Consider the following 22,740-nt stretch of genomic DNA (forward strand, 5'->3'; position numbering starts at 1 on the left):
CATGACCGAATTGATGCGTGACAATCAGGCGCAACCCGGCGCCACCGAGCAGGCCAGCGAATTCGCATCGCTGCTGCTGCAGGAATTCAAGCCCAAGACCGAGCGTGCTCGCGAAGCCGTGGAAACCGCGGTGCGGACCCTGGCCGAACAGGCCCTGGCGCAGACCGACCTGGTGTCCAACGACGCCATCAAGTCGATCGAGTCGATCATCGCCGCCATCGACGCCAAGCTCACCGCCCAGGTCAACCAGGTGATCCATCACCCGGAATTCCAGAAGCTGGAAAGCGCCTGGCGCGGCCTGCACTACCTGGTGAACAACACCGAGACCGACGAGCAGCTCAAGATCCGCGTGCTCAACATCTCCAAGCCGGAGCTGCACAAGACCCTGAAGAAATTCAAGGGCACGGCCTGGGACCAGAGCCCGCTCTTCAAGAAGATGTACGAAGAGGAATACGGCCAGTTCGGCGGCGAGCCTTACGGCTGCCTGGTGGGCGACTACTACTTCGACCAGTCGCCACCGGATGTCGAGCTGCTGGGCGAGCTGTCCAAGGTTTGCGCCGCCATGCACTCGCCGTTCATCGCCGCGGCTTCGCCGACCGTGATGGGCATGGGCTCGTGGCAGGAACTGTCGAACCCGCGCGACCTGACCAAGATCTTCACCACCCCGGAATACGCCGGCTGGCGCTCGCTGCGTGAATCGGAAGACTCGCGCTACATCGGCCTGACCATGCCGCGCTTCCTGGCGCGCCTGCCATACGGCGCCAAGACCGACCCGGTGGAAGCCTTCGCCTTCGAGGAAAACACCGACGGCGCCGACAGCTCCAAGTACACCTGGGCCAACGCCGCCTACGCCATGGCCGTGAACATCAACCGTTCGTTCAAGCATTTCGGCTGGTGCTCGCGGATCCGCGGCGTGGAGTCCGGCGGCGAGGTGGAAAACCTCCCGGCCCACACCTTCCCCACCGACGACGGTGGCGTGGACATGAAGTGCCCGACCGAGATCGCCATCTCCGACCGTCGTGAAGCGGAACTGGCGAAGAACGGCTTCATGCCACTGCTGCACAAGAAGAACACCGACTTCGCCGCCTTCATCGGCGCCCAGTCGCTGCAGAAGCCGGCCGAATACGACGACCCGGACGCCACCGCCAACGCCAACCTGGCCGCGCGCCTGCCGTACCTGTTCGCCACTTGCCGCTTCGCTCACTACTTGAAGTGCATCGTGCGCGACAAGATCGGCTCCTTCAAAGAGAAGGACGAGATGCAGCGCTGGTTGCAGGACTGGATCCTCAACTACGTCGACGGTGATCCGGCGCACTCCACCGAAACCACCAAGGCCCAGCACCCACTGGCCGCGGCGGAAGTGGTGGTCGAGGAAGTCGAAGGCAACCCCGGCTACTACAACTCGAAGTTCTTCCTGCGCCCGCACTACCAGCTCGAAGGGCTGACCGTGTCGTTGCGCCTGGTATCCAAACTGCCGTCCGCCAAGGGCGCCTAACCCATAACCGACTCAAACCTGCGGCCGCAGCCACAGGCCGCGCGAGGTCCACAGGACCTCGCGCAGCGGCGACAGAAGCTGAATCAACATCGTGGCAAGTGCCACACAGGGAGAAAACATGGCTGTTGATATTTTCATCAAGATCGGTGACATCAAGGGCGAGTCCATGGACAAAGCCCACAAGGACGAAATCGACGTGTTGAACTGGAGCTGGGGCATGTCCCAGTCCGGCAACATGCACGTTGGCGGTGGCGGCGGCGCGGGCAAGGTGAACATCCAGGACCTGTCGCTGACCAAGTACGTGGACAAGGCATCGCCGAACCTGATGATGCATTGCTCCAGCGGCAAGCACATCGACAAGGTGCGCCTGACCGTGCGCAAGGCCGGCGGCGAAAGCCAGGTCGAGTACATGATCATCGACCTGGAAGAAGTGCTGATCACTTCGCTGAGCACCGGCGGTTCGGGCAGCGATGACCGCCTGACCGAAAACATCACCCTGAACTTCGCTCAGGTGATGGTCGAGTACCAGCCGCAGAAAGCCGACGGCACCAAGGACGGCGGCCCGATCAAGTACGGCTGGAACATCCGCTCCAACACCAAGCGCTGATCCGCTTCGGTCGCCGCCCCGTGGCGGCGACCGGCCCGGCCCTCGCGTTGCGCCTGGCGCAACGCGAGGACGGTTGGCCAGGACCGCGTCCTCGTGAGTCTTTGGTTATGCCCCTTTTCGTGACGTCATGCCTGCGCAATCCGATCCTGGAGCGACCCCCTTGGTAACCGACATCGCCGCCCGCGATCGCTTGCAACCCTCCCTGCTGGATCGTCTGACCGACGATGAACCCGGCAACCTGAAAGAAAGCCCGGACAAACGCGTGCTGTCCCTGAGCCAGCTCAAGGCCTCGGTACTGCGCGACCTGGCATGGCTGCTCAACACCACTTCCCTGCTGGAAGCCGACGCGACCCTGCACACCCCCGCCGGTACTTCGGTGGTCAACTACGGCCTGCCGGCCCTGGCCGGGTACAGCGCTTCGAGCATCGATATCCCGGCCCTGGAGGCGCTGATCCACCAGGCCATCGCCACCTTTGAGCCGCGCATCCTGCGCAGCACCCTGCGGGTACGCGCACGCACCGCTCCCGGGGAAATGAACCACAACGCCCTGAGCTTCGAGATCGAAGGCGACCTCTGGGCTCAGCCGATGCCGCTGCGTCTGCTGCTGCAAACCGACATGGACCTGGAATCGGGCCACGTACGAGTGGTGCACGCCGACTCCCGGAGGCGCTCATGAACCCGCGCCTGCTGGAGCTGTACAACCAGGAACTGCACCACGTGCGCGAAAGCGCCGCGGAGTTCGCCAAGGAATTCCCGAAGATCGCCAGCCGCCTGACCCTGTCGGGCATGGACTGCGCCGACCCCTATGTCGAGCGCCTGCTGGAGGGCTTCGCCTACCTGACTGCCCGGGTGCAGCTCAAGCTCGACGCCGAGTACCCGACCTTCACCCACAACCTGCTGGAGATCGCCTACCCGCACTACCTGGCACCGACCCCGTCGATGACCGTGGTGCAGTTGCAGGCCGATCCCGACGAAGGTTCGCTGAGCAGCGGCTTCACCCTGGAGCGCGACACCAGCCTGCGCGCCGCCCTGGGCCGCGATACCCAGACCTGCTGCGAATACCGCACCGCGCACTCGGTGACCCTGTGGCCACTGCAAGTGGCCCAGGCCGAATACTTCGGCAACCCGTCGGCAGTGCTCGGGCGCCTGGCCGCCAGCGAGCCCAGGGCCAAGGCCGGGCTGCGCCTGACCCTGCGCACCGGCGCTGAACTGCCGTTCAACAGCCTGGCCCTGGACGAGTTGCCGCTGTACCTGAACGGCAATGACGAACAGCCGTTCCGCCTCTACGAACAACTGCTGGGCAACGTCTGCGCGGTGTTCGCCCGGGCCCCGGGCGGCGACTGGGTCGAGCGCCTGCCCCCGGACGCCCTGCGCTCGCGCGGTTTCGACGACCGCGACGCGGCGCTGCCGGTGGTGCCCCAGGCCTTCCAGGGCTACCGCCTGTTGCAGGAATACTTCGCCCTGCCCAACCGCTTCCTGTTCGTCGAATTCGCCCAGCTGGGGCGCGCGGTCAAGCGCTGCGCCGGCCAGGAGCTGGAGCTGATCGTGCTCTTCGAGCGCTTCGACCAGAGCCTGGAAGGCAGCGTCGGCACCGCTCAGTTCGTGCCCTTCTGCACCCCGGCGATCAACCTGTTTCCCAAGCGCCTGGACCGTATCCACCTGTCCGACCGGGTCAACGAGCACCATGTGATCGCCGACCGCACCCGACCGATGGATTTCGAGGTCCACTCGCTGACCGCCATCAGCGGCCACGGCACCGGCCCGGAACAGCCGTTCCTGCCGTTCTACGCCGTGCGCGATCCATCCCGCTACGGCCGCGACCAGTCCTACTACATCGTCCGGCGCGAGCCGCGGGTGCTGTCCAGCGACCAGCGTCGCAACGGCCCGCGCTCCACCTACATCGGCAGCGAATCCTTCGTCAGCCTGGTGGACAGCCAGCAGGCGCCCTATCGCCACGACCTGCGCCAGCTCGGGGTCAGCGCGCTGTGCACCAACCGCGACCTGCCACTGTTCATGAACACCGGCAACGGCAAGACCGACTTCACCCTGGCCGACAGCGCCCCGGTACAGGCCATCCGCTGCCTGGCGGGCCCGAGCCGGCCGCGCCCCAGCCATGCCCACGACGGCAAGGCCTGGCGCCTGATCAGCCAGCTGTCGCTGAACTACCTGTCCCTGAGCGAACAGGGCCAGGGCGCGGCGGCCCTGCGCGAACTGCTGCGGTTGTACGGCGACAGCAACGACGCGGCCCTGCAGTTGCAGATCGAGGGCCTGCGGGAAGTCAGCAGCAAGGCGGTGACCCGGCGCCTGCCGATGCCCGGGCCGATCGTCTTCGGCCGGGGCCTGGAGATCACCCTGGAGTTCGATGAAAACGCGTTCCGCGGCACCGGGGTGTTTCTGCTCGGCGCGGTATTCGAGCGCTTCCTGGCACGTTATGTGTCGATCAACAGTTTTACCGAGACGGTGATCCGTACCACCGAACGCGGCGAGATCATGCGATGGAAAGCCAAGCCCGGACGTCGTCCGACTCTTTGAATACGCTGACGGCGATGCACGCCGAGCCCTGGGAGTACGACTTCTTCCAGGCCCTGCGGCGTATCGAATGCCTGTCGCCGCAACTGCCGCGCTTCGGTCACTCCGTGCGCCTGGCGGACGATCCGCTGCGCCTGGGACAGCAGGCCGACTGCAGCTTCGCCCCGGCCACCCTGGCCTCGGTCACCCCCGGCAGCGACGGCGCCGCGACCCGCCTGGAGCAGTTCTTCTTCGGCCTCGGCGGGCCCAACGGGCCGCTGCCGCTGCACATCACCGAATACGTGCGCGAGCGCCAGCGCAACAACGCCGACAGCACCAGCAAGCGTTTTCTCGATGTGTTCCACCACCGCTTGCTGAGCCTGTTCTACCGGGCCTGGGCCGAAGCCCGGCCGACGGTGAGCCACGATCGCCCGGACGACGACTACTGGTCGGCGCGGCTGGCGGCGCTGTCGGGCCGGGGCATGCCCAGCCTGCTCAAGCAGGGTCTGATCGCCGACACCGCCAAGCTGCATTACAGCGGCCACCTGGCGGCCCAGACCCGCTACCCGGACGGCTTGCGGGCGATCATCAGCGAGTATTTCGGCCTGCCGGTGCAGATCGAGGAATACGTCGGCCAGTGGCTGGAATTGCCCGAGCGCAGCCGGGTCGGGGTGCAATCCCATCAGCTGGGGGTGGATTTCTGCCTGGGCAGCCACGTCTGGGACCGCCAGCACAAGTTCCGCATCCGCCTCGGCCCGATGAAACTGGACGACTACCTGGGAATGCTGCCCGACGGCCAGCAATTCCATGAACTGGTGGCCTGGGCCGCCGAATACCTGGGCTTCGAGCTGGACTGGGACCTGAACCTGGTCCTGCTCAAGGACGAAGTGCCCAAGCTGCAACTCAACGGCCGCCAGCGCCTGGGTTTCAACACCTGGCTCGGCCAACCCGGCAGCGATGCCAAGGATCTAATACTGGCCCGGCACTACGCCGACCTGGCCACTACCTCACGTACACCAAGGAGCACAGAGCATGGGTGAAATCAGTCGCGCGGCGCTGTTCGGCAAACTCAACAGCGTTGCCTACAAAGCCATCGAAGCCGCCACGGTCTTCTGCAAATTGCGGGGCAACCCCTATGTGGAACTGGCCCACTGGTTTCACCAGTTGCTGCAACTTACGGACTCGGACCTGCACCGCATCATCCGCCAGTTCAACCTGGAGCCGGCGCGCCTGGCCAAGGACCTGACCGAGGCCCTGGACCGCCTGCCCCGGGGCTCGACCTCGATCACCGACCTGTCGTCCCACGTCGAGGAGGCGGTGGAGCGCGGTTGGGTCTACGGCAGCCTGATGTTCGGCGAAAGCCAGGTGCGCACCGGCTACCTGGTGATCGGCATCCTCAAGACCCCGAGCCTGCGCCATGCGTTGCTGGGGCTGTCCCGCGAGTTCGACAAGATCAAGGTCGAGACCCTGTGCGAGCGCTTTGACGAATACATCGGCGACTCGCCGGAAAACGCCCTGAGCGCCAGTGACGGCTTCAGTGCCGGTGCGGTGCCCGGCGAAGCCAGCGGTGCCATGGCCCCCAGCGCCCTGGGCAAGCAGGAAGCCCTCAAGCGCTTCACCGTCGACCTCACCGAGCAGGCCCGCAGCGGCAAGCTCGACCCCATCGTCGGCCGTGACGAAGAGATCCGCCAACTGGTGGACATCCTCATGCGCCGCCGGCAGAACAACCCGATCCTCACCGGTGAAGCCGGGGTGGGCAAGACCGCGGTGGTGGAAGGTTTCGCCCTGCGCATCGTCGCCGGAGACGTGCCGCCGGCGCTCAAGGACGTTGAACTGCGCAGCCTCGACGTTGGCCTGCTGCAGGCCGGCGCCAGCATGAAGGGCGAGTTCGAACAGCGCCTGCGCCAGGTCATCGAGGACGTCCAGGCCTCGCCCAAGCCGATCATCCTGTTCATCGACGAAGCCCACACCCTGGTGGGCGCCGGTGGCGCCGCCGGCACCGGCGACGCGGCCAACCTGCTCAAGCCGGCCCTGGCCCGTGGCACTCTGCGCACCGTGGCCGCCACCACCTGGGCCGAGTACAAGAAGCACATCGAGAAAGACCCGGCCCTGACCCGGCGCTTCCAGGTGGTGCAAGTGGCCGAGCCTTCGGAAGACAAGGCGCTGCTGATGATGCGCGGCGTGGCTTCGACCATGGAACAGCACCATCAGGTGCAGATCCTCGACGAAGCCCTGGAGGCCTCGGTCAAACTGTCCCATCGCTACATTCCCGCGCGCCAGTTGCCGGACAAATCCGTCAGCCTGCTGGATACCGCTTGCGCCCGCGTCGCCATCAGCCTGCACGCCGTGCCGGCCGAGGTGGACGATAGCCGCCGGCGCATCGAGGCCCTGGAAACCGAGTTGCAGATCATCGCCCGGGAACAGGCGATTGGCGTTGCCATTGGCAATCGCCAGGTCAACAGCGAGAACCTCCTGGCTGCCGAGCGCGAGCGCCTGGCCGAGCTGGAAAGTCGCTGGGCACAAGAGAAGACCCTGGTGGACGAACTGCTGGCAACCCGCGCCCAATTGCGGGAAAACGTCGGCCTGGTGGACAGCGACGTCGGTGACGACAGCCACGGCCTGCGGGAAAAACTGGTGGACCTGCAACAGCGCCTCAGTACCCTGCAAGGCGAGACCCCGCTGATCCTGCCGACCGTGGACTACCAGGCCGTGGCCTCGGTGGTCGCCGACTGGACCGGCATTCCAGTGGGGCGCATGGCCCGCAACGAGCTGGAAACCGTGCTCAACCTGGACCAGCACCTGAAGAAACGCATCATCGGCCAGGACCACGCCCTGCAGATGATCGCCAAGCGCATCCAGACCTCCCGCGCCGGCCTCGACAACCCCAACAAGCCAATCGGCGTGTTCATGCTGGCCGGCACTTCCGGGGTGGGCAAGACCGAAACCGCCCTGGCCCTGGCCGAAGCCATGTATGGCGGTGAGCAGAACGTCATCACCATCAACATGAGCGAGTTCCAGGAAGCCCACACCGTGTCCACCCTCAAGGGCGCCCCGCCGGGCTATGTCGGCTACGGCGAAGGTGGCGTGCTCACCGAAGCGGTACGGCGCAAGCCCTACAGCGTGGTGCTGCTGGACGAAGTGGAAAAGGCCCACCCGGACGTGCACGAGATCTTCTTCCAGGTATTCGACAAGGGCGTCATGGAAGACGGCGAAGGCCGCATGATCGACTTCAAGAACACCCTGATCCTGCTCACCACCAACGCCGGCACCGAGCTGATCGCCAACGTCTGCAAGAACCCGCAGGCGGTGCCCGAGCCGGAGGAAATCGCCAAGGCCCTGCGCCAGCCACTGCTGGAGATCTTCCCGCCGGCACTGCTGGGGCGCCTGGTGACCATTCCCTACTACCCGCTGAGCGACGAGATGCTCAAGGCCATCACCCGCCTGCAACTGGGGCGGATCAAGAAGCGCGTGGAAAGCACCCACAAGGTGGATTTCGATTTCGACGACGAGGTCATCGACCTGATCGTCTCGCGCTGCACCGAGACCGAAAGCGGCGGGCGGATGATCGACGCCATCCTGACCAACAGCCTGCTGCCGGACATGAGCCGCGAGTTCCTCAACCGCATGCTCGAAGGCCGCGCCCTGGCCGGGGTGCGCATCAGCCAGCGCGACAACGAACTGCACTACGACTTCAGCGAGCCGGCCTGACCCCGCGCCCTGCGCAGGAGCCGGCTTGCCAGCGAAGCGACCGCCACGGTGATGGACCTGGCGCCTTCGCGAGCACGCTCGCTCCTGCAGGGGGCTGGCCTGGCACACCACGCATTCAACGAGACTGACGATGTTATTTCAGCAATCCACACGACTGGCACAGGTCAACTGCCCCCTGGGACCGGACGTCCTGCTGCTCAAGAGCCTGGGCGGCGGCGAGGAGCTGGGGCGGCTGTTCGACTACCAGCTGCAACTGACCTCCACTGACGCCAACATCGACCTCAACCAGTTGCTGGGCAAGCCCATGGGCCTCAGCGTACAGCTGGACGGCGGCGGCCAGCGGCACTTCCACGGCATCGTCGCGCGCTGCAGCCAGAACATCGACACCGGCCAGTTCGCCAGCTACGAGGTGACGCTGCGCCCCTGGCTGTGGCTGCTGAGCCGCACCTCCGACTGCCGGATTTTCCAGAACCTGAGCATCCCGCAGATCATCAAGCAGGTGTTCCGCGACCTGGGCTTTTCCGATTTCGAAGACGCCCTGAGCCGCCCCTACCGGGAGTGGGAGTACTGCGTGCAGTACCGCGAGACCAGCTTCGATTTCGTCAGCCGGCTGATGGAACAGGAAGGTATCTACTACTTCTTCCGCCACGAGAAGGACCGCCACGTGATGGTGCTGGCCGACGCCTATGGCGCTCACAGCAGCGTGCCCGGCTACGCCTCGGTGCCCTACTACCCGCGAGACGAGCAGCAGCGCGAGCGCGACCACATGTTCGACTGGCACCTGGCCCAGGAGGTGCAGCCCGGCTCGCTGGAGCTCAACGACTATGATTTCCAGCGCCCCAGCGCCCGGATCGACGTGCGCTCGGCCATGCCGCGGCCCCACAGCGCCGGCGACTACCCGCTCTACGACTACCCTGGCACCTACGTGCAGAGCAGCGACGGCGAGCACTATGCCCAGACCCGCATCGAGGCCCTGCAAAGCCTGCATGAGCGCATCGAGCTCAGCGGCAACGCCCGGGGGTTGGGGGTGGGCAACCTGTTCAGCCTCACCGGCTTCAGCCGCCAGGACCAGAACCGCGAATACCTGATCGTCAGCATCCGCTACTACCTGGTCCAGGAAAGCCTGGAGAGCGGCGCTGGCGGCGGCTCGGCGCAATTCGAGAGCCACCTGACCTGCATCGACGCCCAGCAGAGCTTCCGCCCCCTGGCCACCACCCACAAGCCCATGGTCCAGGGCCCGCAGACCGCGCGAGTGGTGGGCCCGGCCGGGGAAGAGATCTGGACCGACCAGTACGGCCGGGTCAAGGTGCACTTCCACTGGGACCGCCACGACCAGTCCAACGAAAACAGCTCGTGCTGGATTCGCGTGTCCCAGGCCTGGGCCGGGAAGAACTGGGGCTCGATGCAGATCCCGCGCATCGGCCAGGAAGTCATCGTCAGCTTCCTGGAAGGCGATCCCGATCGCCCGATCGTCACCGGCCGGGTCTACAACGCCGAACAGACCGTGCCCTACGACCTGCCCGCCAACGCCACCCAGAGCGGCATGAAGAGCCGTTCGAGCAAGGGCGGCAGCCCGGCCAACTTCAATGAAATCCGCATGGAAGACAAAAAGGGCGCGGAGCAGCTGTACATCCACGCCGAGCGCAACCAGGACATCGTGGTCGAGGTCAACGAAAGCCATTCGGTGGGCAACAACCGCAACAAGAGCATCGGCCACGACGAGTACGTGACCATCGGCAACAAGCGCACGCGCATCGTTCAGCACGTGGATGAGCTGACGGTGGGCGAGAAGAAGCTCGACAGCGTCGGCCAGAGCTACGTGATCGAGGTCGGCGAGCGCCTGCGCCTGGTATGCGGGGCCAGCATCCTGGAGCTCAACGCCAGCGGCCAGATCAACCTGTGCGGGGTCAACATCAGCGTGCATGCCTCGGCCGATGCCGAGATCAATACCGGTGGCGTGCTGCACCTGAACAACGGCGGCGGCCCGGGCACCACCACCGAGGGCCAGGGTGTGCAGGGCACCATCAGCGCCAAGGCCAAAGCCCCCTTTTCCGCCCCCAAAGGCTAATGAACGGACGCCCAGGCCATGACCTATCGCCTCAATGAATTGCAGTTCCAGCTGCCTGCCGGCGAACTGCAGGACGCTTCGATCAATATCCTCAAGTTCCCGGCCCTGGGCACTTCGCTGATCGTCAGCCGCAGCCTGCTGGGGGACGGCGAAACCCTGGAGAGCAACCTGGCCAGCCAGTTGCAGCGGCTGGAGCAGCAAGTCCAGGACCTGCGCTGCCAGGCTCCGCAACCGGTGCTGCTGGGCCCGGCCCAGGACATCCAGGGCCTGGAGCTGCGCAGCCAGTTCAACAAGGGCAAAGAACAGGTGTTCCAGTACCAACTGGCCCTGGTGCTGCCCGGCACCCGGCAGATGCTCGCCATGAGCTACGTCAAGGCACAGAAGCTCGGCGACGCGGAAGCCGCCCATTGGGCGCAGATCAAGAACACCCTGGTGCTGGGCTGAGGCAGGGCCATGTCTGATGCACTGTGGGCCGCACGCCTGGGCGATGGGCTGGAACACACCTCGATGATGGCCGACATTCTCGGCGGCGTGCTGGAGGTGGCGGCCAACGTTGCCATCGGCGCCCTGGCGACCATGGCAGTAGCCGCGGCAGCAGGCATCACCGTGGCCACCGGCGGCCTCGGCGCCTGTGTGCTGGGGCTGGTGGTGGGCGTCGTCGTCGGCGTGGTCATGAGCAAGACCGGAGCCGACAAGGGCCTGAGCAATTTATGCGAGGGCATCGCCAACGCCCTGTTCCCGCCCTCGATCCAGGCCACCATCGCCAGCGGCTCGAAAAAGGTCCTGACCAACAACAAGCCGGCGGCCCGCGCGGCCGGCATCGCACCGCCGACACAGATCAGCGGCGACGGCGCCGAAGAAGGCGAAGCCACCGACACCCCGTCGGCAACGCCCGAGGAAGGGCCCGGTTTCCTCGACATGGCCAAGGAATTTTTCTCGCAGATGTGGCGGCCCACCGTGGCCTCCCCGGCGCCAGGCTCCCAGACCAAGGAACTGGACCTGGTGACCTGCACCAAGCACCCGCCGATGCCGGTGCAGTATCTGGCTGAAGGCTCGGAAAAGGTCAGCATCGACGGCCAGCCGGCAGTACGCAGCGGCGACCGCAGCACCTGCGATGCCAAGGTAGTGTCGGCCGGGCCTATCTCCCCGAACGTGACCATCGGCGGTGGCTCGGTGGTGGTGCGCGAGATCCGTAGCGGCAAGACCCCGGGGGTGGGCCTGGCGGTGACCGTGCTGATGATGCTCAAGGGCGGCAAGGGCAAGTTCCTCAGCAACCTGCCGTGCATGCTGATGGCGGGGGTCAATTCCTTTGTCGTCAGCCAGGCCACCAATGCTTTGACCCAGGCCGTCGTCGCCTCGACCCACCCGGTGCATGCGGCAACCGGGGCCAAGGTGCTCGGAGCCGACGACGATCTGGATTTCACCCTGCCCGGGCTGATGCCCATCGAATGGCAACGCTTCTACAACAGCCGCGACGAACGTCGTGACGGCCTGCTCGGGGCCGGCTGGAGCTTGCCTTACGAGATCAGCGTCCAGATCGAGCCCCACCCCGAAGGTGGCGAGCGCCTGCTCTACATTGATGAGCAAGGACGCCGCATCGACATGGGCTCCATTGCCCTGGGTGCAGGAGCCTTCAGCCCCGGTGAAGGCTTGAGCGTACGACGCAACGAGAACGGACAGTTGCTGATCGAAAGCAGCGACGGTATCTACCGTCTGTTCGAGCCGCTGCCGGGCGACTCCTCGCGGCTGCGCCTGAGCCAGTTGGGGGACCGCAACGAAAACCGTCTGCACCTGGAGTACGACTCGTCCGGACGCCTCTGGCTGCTGCGTGACACCTTTGAACAGGCGCAACTCGAACTGAGCTACAGCACGCTCTGGCCCGGTCGGATTGCCCAGGTTGAACGGCTGTACCCCGACCAGCAACGGGAAGTGCTGGTCAGCTACGACTACGATGCGGCAGGAGACCTGGCACAGGTGCGCGATAGCGAAGGCCAGGTACAGCGTCGCTTCGCTTATGACGCCGGCCACCGGATGACCGAACATCAATTGGCCACCGGGCTGCGCTGCTTCTATCAATGGACACAATTTGCCGACCAGCAGTGGCGAGTGACCCGTCACTGGACCGACGAAGGCGATAGCTATCAGTACGACTATGATCTGGAGGCGGGAATCACCCAGGTCACCGACAGCCTGCAACGCCTCAGCCGCCGCCGCTGGAACAGCCAGTTGCAGATCGTCGAGTACACCGACAACCTCAACCAGACATGGGCCTTCGAATGGAACGATGAGCGCCAACTGCTCAGCGCCACCGACCCCTTGGGAGGACGCTATGCCTATAGCTACGACGAAACCGGCAACCTGATAGCCGAGACCGATCCTCTGGGGCACAGCCATTCGACCTTGTGGCTGGAGCACTGGTCGCTGCCACAGACCCTGACCGATCCCGCCGGAGAAAGCTGGCACCTGCGCTACGATCCCCGGGGCAACTGTATCGCCGAAGTAGACCCGCTGGGCCAGGTGACCCAGTACCGCCATGACGCGCACGGCCAGGTGGTGGAGATCATCGATGCCGCGGGAAGAAGCCGGAAGATGCGCTGGAACTCGTCCGGGCAACTGCTTGAACACCTGGACTGCTCGGGCTATCCAACCCGCTTCGAATACGATCGACGCGGCAACGTGAAAGCCATCATCGATGCCCTTGGCGAGCACACCCGGTTCCATTACGACTGCCAGGGACGGTTGCTGAGCAGCCAACTGACCGATGGGCGCGCCGAGCATTTTCAACGCAGCAGCAACGGCCAGCTACAGGGCTACACCGACCCTTCCGGCTACACCACGCTCTACCAGTACAACCGGCGCGGGCAGATACGCCAGCGCATCGACGCTCACGGCCGACAGGTCCGGTTCGACTATGACGCGTACGGACGGCTGCTGGCGCTCACCAACGAGAACGGCGAAAGCTATCGCTTTGCCTGGGACGCCGGCAACCGCCTGAGCGAACAGCAGGACCTCGACGGCAGTGCCAAACGCTATGGCTATGACCTGCTGAACAACGTCGTCGAACTCCAGTCCCACCCCGCCCCTTATGGCACCGGGCTGAGCGCCGTGCCCGTGCAACCTATCGCGCCGATCATCCACCGGTTCGAGCGCGATGCCGTGGGGCGGCTGCTGGCCAAAATCACAGACGATGGCCGCAGCCAATACACCTACGACCCCTTGAACCAACTGACCGCCGCCAGCTTTACCGACAACCTCGGCAACCAGCAGGCACTGAGTTTCAGCTACGACGCCCTGGGCCAATTACTCGAAGAACACACCGCGGCCGGCAGCCTGATCCATCGATACGACGAACTGGGCAATTTGACTCAGACCCAGCTACCGGACAAGCGTTGGCTCAACCGGCTCTATTACGGCAGCGGCCATCTGCACCAGATCAATCTCGATGGCCAGGTAGTCAGCGACTTTCAACGTGACCGCCTGCACCGTGAGGTGCTGCGGACCCAGGGTCAGATCAGCACTCGCAGCGAATACGACCGGTGTGGCCGCCTGCGCGCACGCCTGCAGCATTCCAGCCTGCTGGCAAACACCTTGCCAACAGCCCCGGAGCGACACCTGGAGTACGACGATAGCGATAATCTGGTGGGCCTGGCCGAGCGACATGCCACCGGGCAACATCGGCAACTGTTCCATTACGACGCGACCGGGCGAATCATTGCCAGCCAGGACGGCCTGCAGGGCCAGAAAGAAACCTTCGCCTATGACGCCGCCGCCAATTTGCTTGATGGCCCGAAGGCGGGCGCCGGGCTGGTGGTGCACAACAAATTGCTGACCTACCAGGACAAGCGCTACCGCTACGATGCCTTCGGGCGAATGATTGAAAAACGCAGTGGTCGGCGAGGCGTGCAACGTTTTGCCTACGACGCCGAACACCGGTTGATCGAAGTGCGCAATCAGACCTCCAGCGGCGAAACCCTGGTCAGGATGCGCTACGACGTCTTGGGTCGCCGCATCAGCAAGAGCGAGTACGACAGCCAGGGCAACCTTCTGGGTGAAACGCGATTCGTCTGGGATGGCCTGCGGCTGCTGCAGGAACAGCGTCATCAACAGACCAGCCTCTATGTCTATGAAGACCTGGGACATGCGCCCCTGGCGCGGGTCGACGGCCTTGGCGCGCAGCAGAAGATCCGCTACTACCACAACGACCTGAATGGCCTGCCTCAACAGCTTTGCGAGCCTGACGGCCATAGCGTCTGGCAGGCCCGCTATCAGGTCTGGGGCAACACTGTCGAAGAAATACGCGAGCCCTACTACATCGAGGAACAGAATCTCAGGTTCCAGGGCCAGTACCTGGACCGCGAGACTGGGCTGCACTTCAACACGTTCCGTTTCTACGACCCGGATATCGGGCGCTTCACCACGCCGGACCCCATCGGCCTGGCCGGAGGCTTGAACCTTTATCAGTACGCTCCCAACCCAATCGGTTGGATCGATGCGCTGGGCTGGATCTGCAAATCGGCCTACAGCGGCAGAAGGGGCACTACAAAAGCCAAAGCTGACCTCGAGAGGAACGGTTTCACTGTGGTAGGTGAAGAATTGACCATGAAGGTCAAACACCCTGTCACCCAGAAGTCCTATCGCATCAGGGCAGATATCATCGCCAAGGACAAAGCCGGCAACTACCACGTGTTCGAAGTCAAAAATGGCAGCGGCAAACTGACCAAGAACCAACAGGGATCGGGAATGTTCGACATGAGCAATCCGGCCAATACCAACGGTGGTCTGGGCGGTGGCCTGATCAAACCGTCGGGCGCTACCCAAGGCCAGTTCGAAGTTGCGACCAAAACCGCCAGAGGTACCCAGTTCGGTGGCAATGGCGCACAGCATTCGGCCACCTTCTGGCTTCTTCGCTATTGAACGAGTAATCGAGAAATGAAAGCAGACACCAAGGAATTGCGCAGCAACTTTGAAAAGGCGCTCCAGCTTTTTTTGAAGAGCGAGCTCTCGGGTTACCCCGGAGTAAAAGTCACCAAGAACAAAGTGGTGGTTGCACAGAAAGAATCGGGCGCCGTGGCGACCCTGCATTTCGAATACCTGGCCAACACCCGCGCCTACGAAATCATCATCTTCGTCGAACACCCGGCCCTGCAGGCCGAAATCGACCAGATAAACCCGCCCTACCCGTCCAACCTGGCCAATCCGAAATTTATCTACAGCTTGTCGACGGTCAGTGAAAAAGCTGCCTGCCCGCTACTGCCCGTGACAGAGCAAGGTATTGAAAATACCTGCCAGGTGATTCTGCGCCAGCTCCAGGATGTTCACCTGCCTATTCTGTTCAACCTCTTCAACGTCAGCCCCGCGCTGGTGCGCGATGTCATAGACAGGCCAAAGTATTACTCCTATCCGGTCCCACTGATTTTTATCGCCTTGAAAACCAACAAAATCAAACCGGACGAAGAAACGCTAGCGAAGATCATGAGCGAGCAGACCCTGGGCTACACCGGTCATCAAGACCTGAAAGAGTCGTTCAACAAGCAACTACTGGCAGCACTGAACTGAGCGCCTGCTGGAGGCCGGGTCAAATCGCCGAGCCGCGATTCTTGCCCGGCTTGATGATCAGCAACGCGTCCAGCTCGCGCTTTCTGGCGCGGCTGATGAACGCCAGCGCGGCCTGCAGATCCTGTTCGAACAGTTCGAAGGTCGCGCGCTCGATGGCGTAGTACTCCTCGTAGTCGACCACCCCAAGGCTCACCGGAAAGGTCAGGTAGTACTGGCCGGTGGATTCCTCGATGCCCATCGAGAACATCTCCTCGCGACTGACGAACAGATCGTTGAGCTTCATGTCGGTTCCTAGAGTTCGGCTACCGGGCAATGCGTCTCAGGGCGGGTTGACCGATCAGGCTTTCGAAGGCTGCGGCTTGAGGCTCTGCATGGCCTGTTTCCAGGCCGGCTCATGATGCACCAGGTCGTTGACCGTGGTGGTCAGGGTGGTGATCAGCACGGCCGGCTTACGCTCGATGAAGACCTGGCGCAGCATCAGCTCGCGCCCTTCGCGTTTCCAGCTGTAGTCCAGCAGCACGGCGGCATGGCCTTGCATGTCGAAGTCCCAGCGCTTGATCAGGTTGAAACCTGGCAGTTGCTGCTCGGCAGCATTCAGCTGCGCGGCGACATAATCGGCAAAGGCGGCGTCGCCCTGGCTCGGGTCGCGGCTGATGACGAAGCTGGCTTCCTGGGCACCGCCAACGGCTGGCAGCTTGAAGATATTGATGCTCTGGTCCTGCCAGGCGTCAGGAATATCGAGATCGGCTTCTTGAATGCGGTAGGTGGACAAGAGTTTGGCGTTCCATGCTGAAAGGGTGATTCGGAGAGTGGCAAATATTCAGGCAACGGCCAGCAACAATCAAGGAACCACTCGGCAACTCTGCGCAGCGGCCGTGGCCCCTCAACGCGCTTCCAGACAGGACGCGTAGGCACGGGCGAAGCCTTGATCGAACTTGAGGGCCTGGGGCTCTTCGGGGTCGATGCTGACGTTCCACAGGGCCTGCTGCGGCACGTCGTAGCGGACCCAGCCGATGATCCCGCTGCCGGAGGTTTCGTAGAACAGCTGCAAGCTCAGCTGGTCGCCATCGTCGCGGTCGATCAGCAGCTTGAGGTGCTCCGGGGTGGTGAAGTCGCGGTAGGGAAAATCGCTGCTGCGCACCAGTTCGGTGAGGTAGCCGTAGCAACCCTTGCCCGGGTTCGATTCATCCGCCAGGGCGGGCGTGGCCGCGCAGGCGATCAGCAGGCCCAGGCCTGCCAGGTTCAGGTACCGCATGATTGCCCCTTGAGGGTGAGGGTTTCGACCTGGTCGTTCATCTCGATGCGCGCCAGCACCTGGCGGTCGTGAGACTCCTGGTACTCGCTGAAATTGTTGCGCTTGAGGATGTTCAGGGTGACCCGGATATGAGCGCCGGTGCTCTGGTACTCGCTGCGTTCCGGGCCCTGGGCGGCGCCGGTGAGTTCCACCAGCTGGCCGGCGGTCTTGAGGTAAAGAAAGCGCTGGTCCACTTCCACCAGCAGGCGCGGAGCCCTGGGCGCCACGCTGTAGTCCTCGCGGGCCAGGGAATAGCCGCAGAGCCAGGCGCCGGAACTGTCGTATTTCTGGCTGTGGAACCAGCTGAGGGCCTCGCGATAGCCGATCTGCTCCAGTCGCGAGTCGTTGCCGGCAGCGGCCGATGACAGGCCAAGGCTGAACAGGCAGCCCACGACCAGGGCAACTAAACCGGGGCTTGCCAGGCCGTGCAGCAGGGCGGCCCATGAAAGGGGGCTGTCAGTGGGGCGGGTCATCCTTGGCCTTAGATCAAAAATCGAACGATCGCGCATCCTAGCCACGCCAAAGCGGCTTCGCAAGAACATCTGCGGGCAAACGGCAGGCAAAAAAATAGGCACCCGATGCGCTCGGCGTGCCTATTTCCCCTGCGTGCTTCCGCTGCCGGGAGCCCGCTCAATGCTTATGGGTTGACGCTGTCTTTCAGCGACTTGCCCGGTTTGAATGCCACGGTGTTGCTGGCCTTGATCTTTACCGGCTCGCCGGTCTGCGGGTTCTTGCCGGTGCGGGCGCCACGGTGGCGTTGCAGGAAGGTGCCAAAACCAACCAGGGTGACGCTGTCTTTGCGGTGCAGAGCCCCGGTGATCTCTTCAAGAATGGCGTTGAGCACGCGATTGGCCTGCTCTTTGGTCAGGTCCGCTTTTTCAGCAATGGCTGCGGCGAGTTCTGGTTTACGCATAGTGTGAAGCCTCTTTGACGGTTTTTTGTTGTTATGTCCGTGCTGTTCACGGGAACAGCGCCCAAGGCGCCGCAGGCTCTACGCTGCGGCAGACGGGTGTGAGGATGGCACGCGCTTGAGAGTGGCGCCAGTCTCCCCGCGACCTTTGTGAGGGCAAGAACCGGGTTATTCCGACAGAACGACCGGTATTTAAGCCAGCAGCGCAGGAAGTTCCTTGTTCAGGGCCAGTTTTTCCATCACCGCGGCCCCGGTCAGGGCGTAGCCCAGCAACTGGCCATCGGCGTTGCGGCACAGGACCTTGATGTCGGCCCCCTGCCCTTCTGCGGTCCATACGCCTTCGGCGCCACGGGGCGGCGGCGACACCACCAGGGGGCAGACCGGAGTCTTGACGGTGATCGGCATCGGCCCGTAGCTGACCGCCGTCGGCTTGCCCGCCAGGGTCTGCGCCAGCGCACGGGCGCAGCTCATCAGCGGCATCACGTACAGCAGGTTGAGACCGTCGACCTCGGCGCAATCGCCCAGGGCGTAGATATTGGCGTGGGAGGTTTTCAGCTCGCGGTCCACCACCACTCCGCGATTGACCACCAGCCCGGCGGCAGCCGCCAGGTCGATGCGCGGGCGCAGGCCAATGGCCGAGACCACCAGGTCGCAGGCGATCACCTGGCCATCGGACAGGTGGGCCTCCAGGCCGTCGGCGCTGCGCTGCAGGCGGTTGAGCACCGGGCCCAGGTGGAAGCGCGCGCCCAGGCTCTCCAGCCCGGCCTGGACCGCCGCCGCAGCGGCCGGGTGCAGCAGGGTCGGCATCACCTGCTCGCAAGGTGCCACCAGGTCCACGCTGTAGCCGCCGAGGATCAGGTCATTGGCGAACTCGCAGCCGATCAGCCCGGCGCCCAGCAGCAGCACCCGACGCTTGCCGGCCGCGGCGCTGCGAAAGCGCGCGTAGTCTTCCAGGTCATTGATGGGGAAAATCAGCTCGGATGCGTCGCCCTGCACCGGCACCCGCACGGTTTCCGCGCCCCAGGCCAGGATCAGGTCGCGATAGGCCACCGCTTCCTCGCCGATCCACAGGCGCTTGTGGCCCGGGTCGATGCCGCTGATGCGGGTGTGGGTGCGGACCTCGGCCTTGAGCTGCTCGGCCATGGCGCCGGGCTCGGCCATGCTCAGGCCGTCGGCGTCCTTGTTCTTGCCGAAGCCGGTGGACAGCATCGGCTTGGAGTAGGAACGGCCATCGTCGGCAGTGATCAACAGCAGCGGCGTCTCGCTGTCGAGCTTGCGAAACTCCCGGGCCAGGTTGTAACCCGCCAGACCCGTCCCCACGATCACTACCGGTGCGCTCATTCCCTGCTCCTTGTTATTGGTTGTTCAAGCCACAAAAATCGATCAAGCGATCTCGATCATTTCGAAATCCATCTTGCCCACGCCGCAGTCCGGGCAGAGCCAGTCCGCGGGCACATCTTCCCAACGGGTACCCGGCAAAATACCGTCGTCCGGCCAGCCTTCCGCTTCGTTGTAAATCAGGCCGCAGACCACACATTGCCACTTTTTCATTGATGCATTTCCTCAAGGGTTCAGGCTTCGCCGGTGGGTCGGTCGATGGATCGACTCTAGAAGGCCACGCTGATCAGCGTCCGGCACTGGGGTTTTTTACTGATCACTACCGGCAGATGCAAGCACGTTCGTGCCGCCGGGCGTCCTGGATCAATCAAAACCGGCGATCGCCATGCTAAGCTCGCCGCCTCATTTGCTGCCAATACTGACCCACTGTGCCGCACTCAATGCCCCCCGCCCCGGCCCCCACCTGGCTGGTGCAAAGCCGTTTGTCCCCCTTCCCCGGCGCAGCCGTTGCCAACTGGCTGTTCGATGAAGGGTCGCTGACCCGGCGCCTGACCCGGCTGTCCCATAACGCCTTCAGCGTCACCCCGCTGGTGCAAGAGTGGCAAACCCTGCGCAGCGACGAATGCGCCGCCCTGGGCCTGCCCGAACAGAGCGAAGGCTGGGTGCGCGAGGTGTATCTGCGCGGGCACGGCCAGGCCTGGGTATTCGCCCGTAGCGTCGCCGCCCGCAGCGCCCTGCTCGAAGGCGGCCTGAATATCGACGAACTGGGCAGCCGCTCCCTGGGCGAGTTGCTGTTCTGCGACCAGGCCTTTACCCGCCAGCCCATCGAAGTCTGCCGCTACCCCCGGCACTGGCTGCCCGCCGCCGTTGCCGACAACGGCCTGTGGGGCCGTCGCTCACGCTTTGACCGCGGCCCCCTGAGCCTGCTGGTGGCGGAAATCTTCCTGCCCAGCCTGTGGACCGCCATAGACGCCCGACCGGAGGCCTGCTGATGTACCTGAGCCTGCTCAAATCCCTCAATCGCCTGCACCCGCGGGCCTGGGACTTCCTGCAACTGGCGCGCATGGACAAGCCCATCGGCATCTATCTGCTGCTATGGCCAACCCTGGTGGCGCTGTGGATCGCCGCCGAGGGCCAGCCGTCCCTGAGCCATGTGCTGATCTTCACCTTCGGGGTGGTGCTGACCCGCGCCGGCGGCTGCGCCATCAACGACTTCGCCGACCGCAAGGTGGACGGCCAGGTCAAGCGCACCGACCAGCGGCCCCTGGCCACCGGCAAAGTCAGCGCCAAGGAGGCCCTGGCACTGTTCGCGGTGCTGATGGGCGCCGCCTTCCTGCTGGTGCTGTGCACCAACGCCACCACGGTCTGGCTGTCGTTCGGCGCCCTGGCCCTGGCCGCCTGCTACCCCTTCATGAAGCGCTACACCTATTACCCGCAGGTGGTGCTGGGGGCGGCGTATTCCTGGGGCATCCTGATGACCTTCACCGCGCAGAACGGCGAACTGCCGGCCAGCGCGTGGCTGCTGTACATCGCCAACCTGCTGTGGACCGTGGGCTACGACACTTACTACGCCATGACCGACCGTGACGATGACCTGAAAATCGGGGTCAAGTCGACGGCGATCCTGTTCGGCGATGCCGACCGGGTGATCATTCTCACCCTGCAGGGCTTGTCCCTGGGCTGCCTGCTGCTGGCCGGGGCACGGTTCAATCTGGGGGGCTGGTTCCACCTGGGGCTGGCGGTGGCGGCGGCGTGTTTCGCCTGGGAGTTCTGGTACACCCGCGATCGCGACCGGATGAAGTGCTTCAAGGCCTTCCTGCATAACCACTGGGCGGGCCTGGCGATCTTTGTCGGGGTGGTGCTGGACTACGCGCTGCGCTAGACCGTCAAGCAAGGCCCTGCGGGCCTTTTCGCAGCTTCGCAGGCTCGGCAGCGGCTACAAGGTGTAGCCGCTGCCGAGGGGAGAATGTCAGGCAGGATCAATCGGATTTGGCGACCTTCCAGGCGCCGTCCATCTTGCCTTCGCCGGTCATGTCACCGGCCTTCTTGTCCATCACGAAGCCGTACAGCGGCTTGCCGTCGTAGGCCCACTGCATCTTGCCGTCGTCACGCTTGATCACCGTCCACTTGCCCATGGCCTTGTCACTGCCCTCGGCCATCAGCGGCGGCCAGTTGGCAGCGCATTTGTCATTGCACATGGACTTGCCGTCGGCATCCTTGGCAAAGGTGTAGAGGGTCATGCCCTTGTGGTCCACCAGCACGCCGTCCTTGCTCATTGCCGGATCGGCGGCCATGGCGAATGTCGGCAAAGCCAGGACAGCGCCTACCAGCAGGACTTTCAACGATTGCTTGAACAGAGTCATGGAAACCTTCTTTTGTGGTTGTCAGGAATCGGACTCAAAGCTTAGTCCACGAAGCAGCACCCCGCCCCGCGACCTGAAATACTGTCACACGACTGCAATAATTCCGTTATCTAATGCGGCGCAAGACAGTTAAATGACAAGAGGTTCAAGCATGGTTGGCAGAAGCATTCTGATCGTTGACGACGAAGCGCCTATTCGCGAAATGATCGCCGTTGCGTTGGAAATGGCCGGCTATGACTGCATGGAGGCAGAGAACTCTCAGCAGGCCCATGCCATCATCGTCGACCGCAAGCCGGACCTGATCCTGCTGGACTGGATGCTGCCCGGCACTTCCGGCATCGAGCTGGCGCGGCGCCTCAAGCGCGACGAGCTGACCGGGGACATCCCGATCATCATGCTCACCGCCAAGGGTGAAGAGGACAACAAGATCCAGGGCCTGGAAGTCGGAGCCGACGACTACATCACCAAGCCGTTCTCCCCCCGCGAACTGGTGGCCCGCCTCAAGGCCGTGCTGCGCCGTGCCGGCCCTACCGATGGCGAAGCACCAATCGAAGTCGGCGGCCTGCTGCTGGACCCCATCAGCCACCGGGTGACCATCGACGGCAAGCCCGCGGAAATGGGCCCTACCGAATACCGCCTGCTGCAGTTCTTCATGACCCACCAGGAGCGTGCCTACACCCGTGGCCAGCTGCTGGACCAGGTCTGGGGTGGCAATGTGTACGTCGAGGAACGCACCGTGGACGTGCATATCCGCCGGCTGCGCAAGGCCCTGGGCGATGCCTACGAGAATCTGGTACAAACCGTGCGCGGCACCGGCTATCGTTTTTCCACCAAGGCCTGACGGCAGCGGCAAGCGACAAGCGGCACGCCGATGAGTGACCGCTTCAACACTT

At 64.0% G+C, this 22,740-nt stretch carries 21 protein-coding genes; 13 read left to right on the forward strand and 8 right to left on the reverse strand.

Going from position 1 to position 22,740, the window contains the following annotated elements; all coding sequences use genetic code 11:
* Position 1: 1 nt before the first annotated feature.
* From tssC to ABCR88_RS32225, 10 genes are all read left to right on the forward strand, one after another.
* Entirely contained in the window at positions 2 to 1,495 is a 1,494-nt protein-coding gene (gene tssC, locus ABCR88_RS32180; RefSeq protein WP_011064256.1) for a type VI secretion system contractile sheath large subunit, read from the forward strand.
* Between the two features lie 118 nt (positions 1,496 to 1,613).
* Positions 1,614 to 2,102: a type VI secretion system tube protein Hcp gene (locus ABCR88_RS32185; protein WP_011064257.1), complete on the forward strand. Its 489-nt coding sequence runs from the start codon at positions 1,614 to 1,616 to the stop codon at positions 2,100 to 2,102.
* A 160-nt stretch (positions 2,103 to 2,262) separates the two neighbouring features.
* Positions 2,263 to 2,778, forward strand: coding sequence for a type VI secretion system baseplate subunit TssE (gene tssE, locus ABCR88_RS32190; RefSeq protein WP_011064258.1), 516 nt, complete (start codon positions 2,263 to 2,265; stop codon positions 2,776 to 2,778).
* Positions 2,775 to 4,634 carry a type VI secretion system baseplate subunit TssF gene (gene tssF, locus ABCR88_RS32195; protein ID WP_041120401.1) on the forward strand — a complete coding sequence of 620 codons (1,860 nt, stop codon included), beginning with the start codon at positions 2,775 to 2,777 and terminating at the stop codon, positions 4,632 to 4,634. The genes tssE and tssF overlap by 4 nt, the downstream gene beginning before the upstream one ends.
* The gene (gene tssG, locus ABCR88_RS32200; RefSeq protein WP_041120403.1) at positions 4,598 to 5,650 is read left to right on the forward strand and encodes a type VI secretion system baseplate subunit TssG; all 1,053 of its coding nucleotides are present in this window, start codon (positions 4,598 to 4,600) and stop codon (positions 5,648 to 5,650) included. The genes tssF and tssG overlap by 37 nt, the downstream gene beginning before the upstream one ends.
* A complete protein-coding gene (gene tssH / locus ABCR88_RS32205) occupies positions 5,643 to 8,318 on the forward strand; it encodes a type VI secretion system ATPase TssH (protein ID WP_041120406.1) in 2,676 nt (891 codons plus the stop codon). The genes tssG and tssH overlap by 8 nt, the downstream gene beginning before the upstream one ends.
* A gap of 130 nt (positions 8,319 to 8,448) precedes the next feature.
* A complete protein-coding gene (locus tag ABCR88_RS32210; RefSeq protein ID WP_350403880.1) occupies positions 8,449 to 10,386 on the forward strand; it encodes a type VI secretion system tip protein VgrG in 1,938 nt (645 codons plus the stop codon).
* Between the two features lie 18 nt (positions 10,387 to 10,404).
* Entirely contained in the window at positions 10,405 to 10,830 is a 426-nt protein-coding gene (locus ABCR88_RS32215; RefSeq protein ID WP_232643657.1) for a DcrB-related protein, read from the forward strand.
* Between the two features lie 9 nt (positions 10,831 to 10,839).
* The gene (locus ABCR88_RS32220) at positions 10,840 to 15,300 is read left to right on the forward strand and encodes an RHS repeat-associated core domain-containing protein (protein ID WP_350403881.1); all 4,461 of its coding nucleotides are present in this window, start codon (positions 10,840 to 10,842) and stop codon (positions 15,298 to 15,300) included.
* Between the two features lie 15 nt (positions 15,301 to 15,315).
* Positions 15,316 to 15,942, forward strand: a complete 627-nt coding sequence (locus tag ABCR88_RS32225; protein WP_350403883.1) for a hypothetical protein — start codon at positions 15,316 to 15,318, stop codon at positions 15,940 to 15,942.
* Positions 15,943 to 15,961: 19 nt separating this feature from the next.
* Here the strand turns inward: ABCR88_RS32225 and ABCR88_RS32230 are convergent, their stop codons facing one another.
* The 7 genes from ABCR88_RS32230 to ABCR88_RS32260 all read right to left on the reverse strand — a co-directional run bounded on the left by ABCR88_RS32230 (position 15,962) and on the right by ABCR88_RS32260 (position 19,697).
* Positions 15,962 to 16,225: a hypothetical protein gene (locus ABCR88_RS32230; protein WP_350403885.1), complete on the reverse strand. Its 264-nt coding sequence runs from the start codon at positions 16,223 to 16,225 to the stop codon at positions 15,962 to 15,964.
* Positions 16,226 to 16,279: 54 nt separating this feature from the next.
* Positions 16,280 to 16,714, reverse strand: a complete 435-nt coding sequence (locus tag ABCR88_RS32235; protein ID WP_011064267.1) for a DcrB-related protein — start codon at positions 16,712 to 16,714, stop codon at positions 16,280 to 16,282.
* A 111-nt stretch (positions 16,715 to 16,825) separates the two neighbouring features.
* Positions 16,826 to 17,197: a hypothetical protein gene (locus tag ABCR88_RS32240; RefSeq protein WP_041120416.1), complete on the reverse strand. Its 372-nt coding sequence runs from the start codon at positions 17,195 to 17,197 to the stop codon at positions 16,826 to 16,828.
* Positions 17,185 to 17,709, reverse strand: a complete 525-nt coding sequence (locus ABCR88_RS32245) for a hypothetical protein (RefSeq protein WP_041120418.1) — start codon at positions 17,707 to 17,709, stop codon at positions 17,185 to 17,187. Before ABCR88_RS32245 ends, ABCR88_RS32240 begins: the two co-directional genes overlap by 13 nt.
* A gap of 164 nt (positions 17,710 to 17,873) precedes the next feature.
* The gene (locus ABCR88_RS32250) at positions 17,874 to 18,149 is read right to left on the reverse strand and encodes an HU family DNA-binding protein (protein ID WP_011064269.1); all 276 of its coding nucleotides are present in this window, start codon (positions 18,147 to 18,149) and stop codon (positions 17,874 to 17,876) included.
* Positions 18,150 to 18,338: 189 nt separating this feature from the next.
* A complete protein-coding gene (locus ABCR88_RS32255; protein ID WP_011064270.1) occupies positions 18,339 to 19,487 on the reverse strand; it encodes an FAD-dependent oxidoreductase in 1,149 nt (382 codons plus the stop codon).
* A gap of 42 nt (positions 19,488 to 19,529) precedes the next feature.
* Positions 19,530 to 19,697 carry a rubredoxin gene (locus ABCR88_RS32260; protein WP_011064271.1) on the reverse strand — a complete coding sequence of 56 codons (168 nt, stop codon included), beginning with the start codon at positions 19,695 to 19,697 and terminating at the stop codon, positions 19,530 to 19,532.
* 215 nt (positions 19,698 to 19,912) lie between these two features.
* Here ABCR88_RS32260 and ABCR88_RS32265 point away from each other — a divergent pair, with 215 nt between their 5' ends.
* Positions 19,913 to 20,476: a chorismate lyase gene (locus ABCR88_RS32265; protein ID WP_161466439.1), complete on the forward strand. Its 564-nt coding sequence runs from the start codon at positions 19,913 to 19,915 to the stop codon at positions 20,474 to 20,476.
* The gene (gene ubiA / locus ABCR88_RS32270; RefSeq protein ID WP_041120421.1) at positions 20,476 to 21,366 is read left to right on the forward strand and encodes a 4-hydroxybenzoate octaprenyltransferase; all 891 of its coding nucleotides are present in this window, start codon (positions 20,476 to 20,478) and stop codon (positions 21,364 to 21,366) included. Before ABCR88_RS32265 ends, ubiA begins: the two co-directional genes overlap by 1 nt.
* Before the next feature lie 97 nt (positions 21,367 to 21,463).
* On the opposite strand, the gene ABCR88_RS32275 is transcribed toward ubiA, so the two are convergent.
* A complete protein-coding gene (locus tag ABCR88_RS32275) occupies positions 21,464 to 21,847 on the reverse strand; it encodes a hypothetical protein (RefSeq protein WP_011064274.1) in 384 nt (127 codons plus the stop codon).
* A gap of 151 nt (positions 21,848 to 21,998) precedes the next feature.
* Between ABCR88_RS32275 and phoB the strand changes: the two genes are divergently transcribed.
* Positions 21,999 to 22,688: a phosphate regulon transcriptional regulator PhoB gene (gene phoB / locus ABCR88_RS32280; RefSeq protein ID WP_003177195.1), complete on the forward strand. Its 690-nt coding sequence runs from the start codon at positions 21,999 to 22,001 to the stop codon at positions 22,686 to 22,688.
* Positions 22,689 to 22,740 lie beyond the last annotated feature (52 nt).

Origin of the sequence: Pseudomonas sp. W17 (assembly GCF_040268305.1) — a bacterium.
Taxonomy (GTDB): Bacteria; Pseudomonadota; Gammaproteobacteria; order Pseudomonadales; family Pseudomonadaceae; genus Aquipseudomonas; species Aquipseudomonas protegens.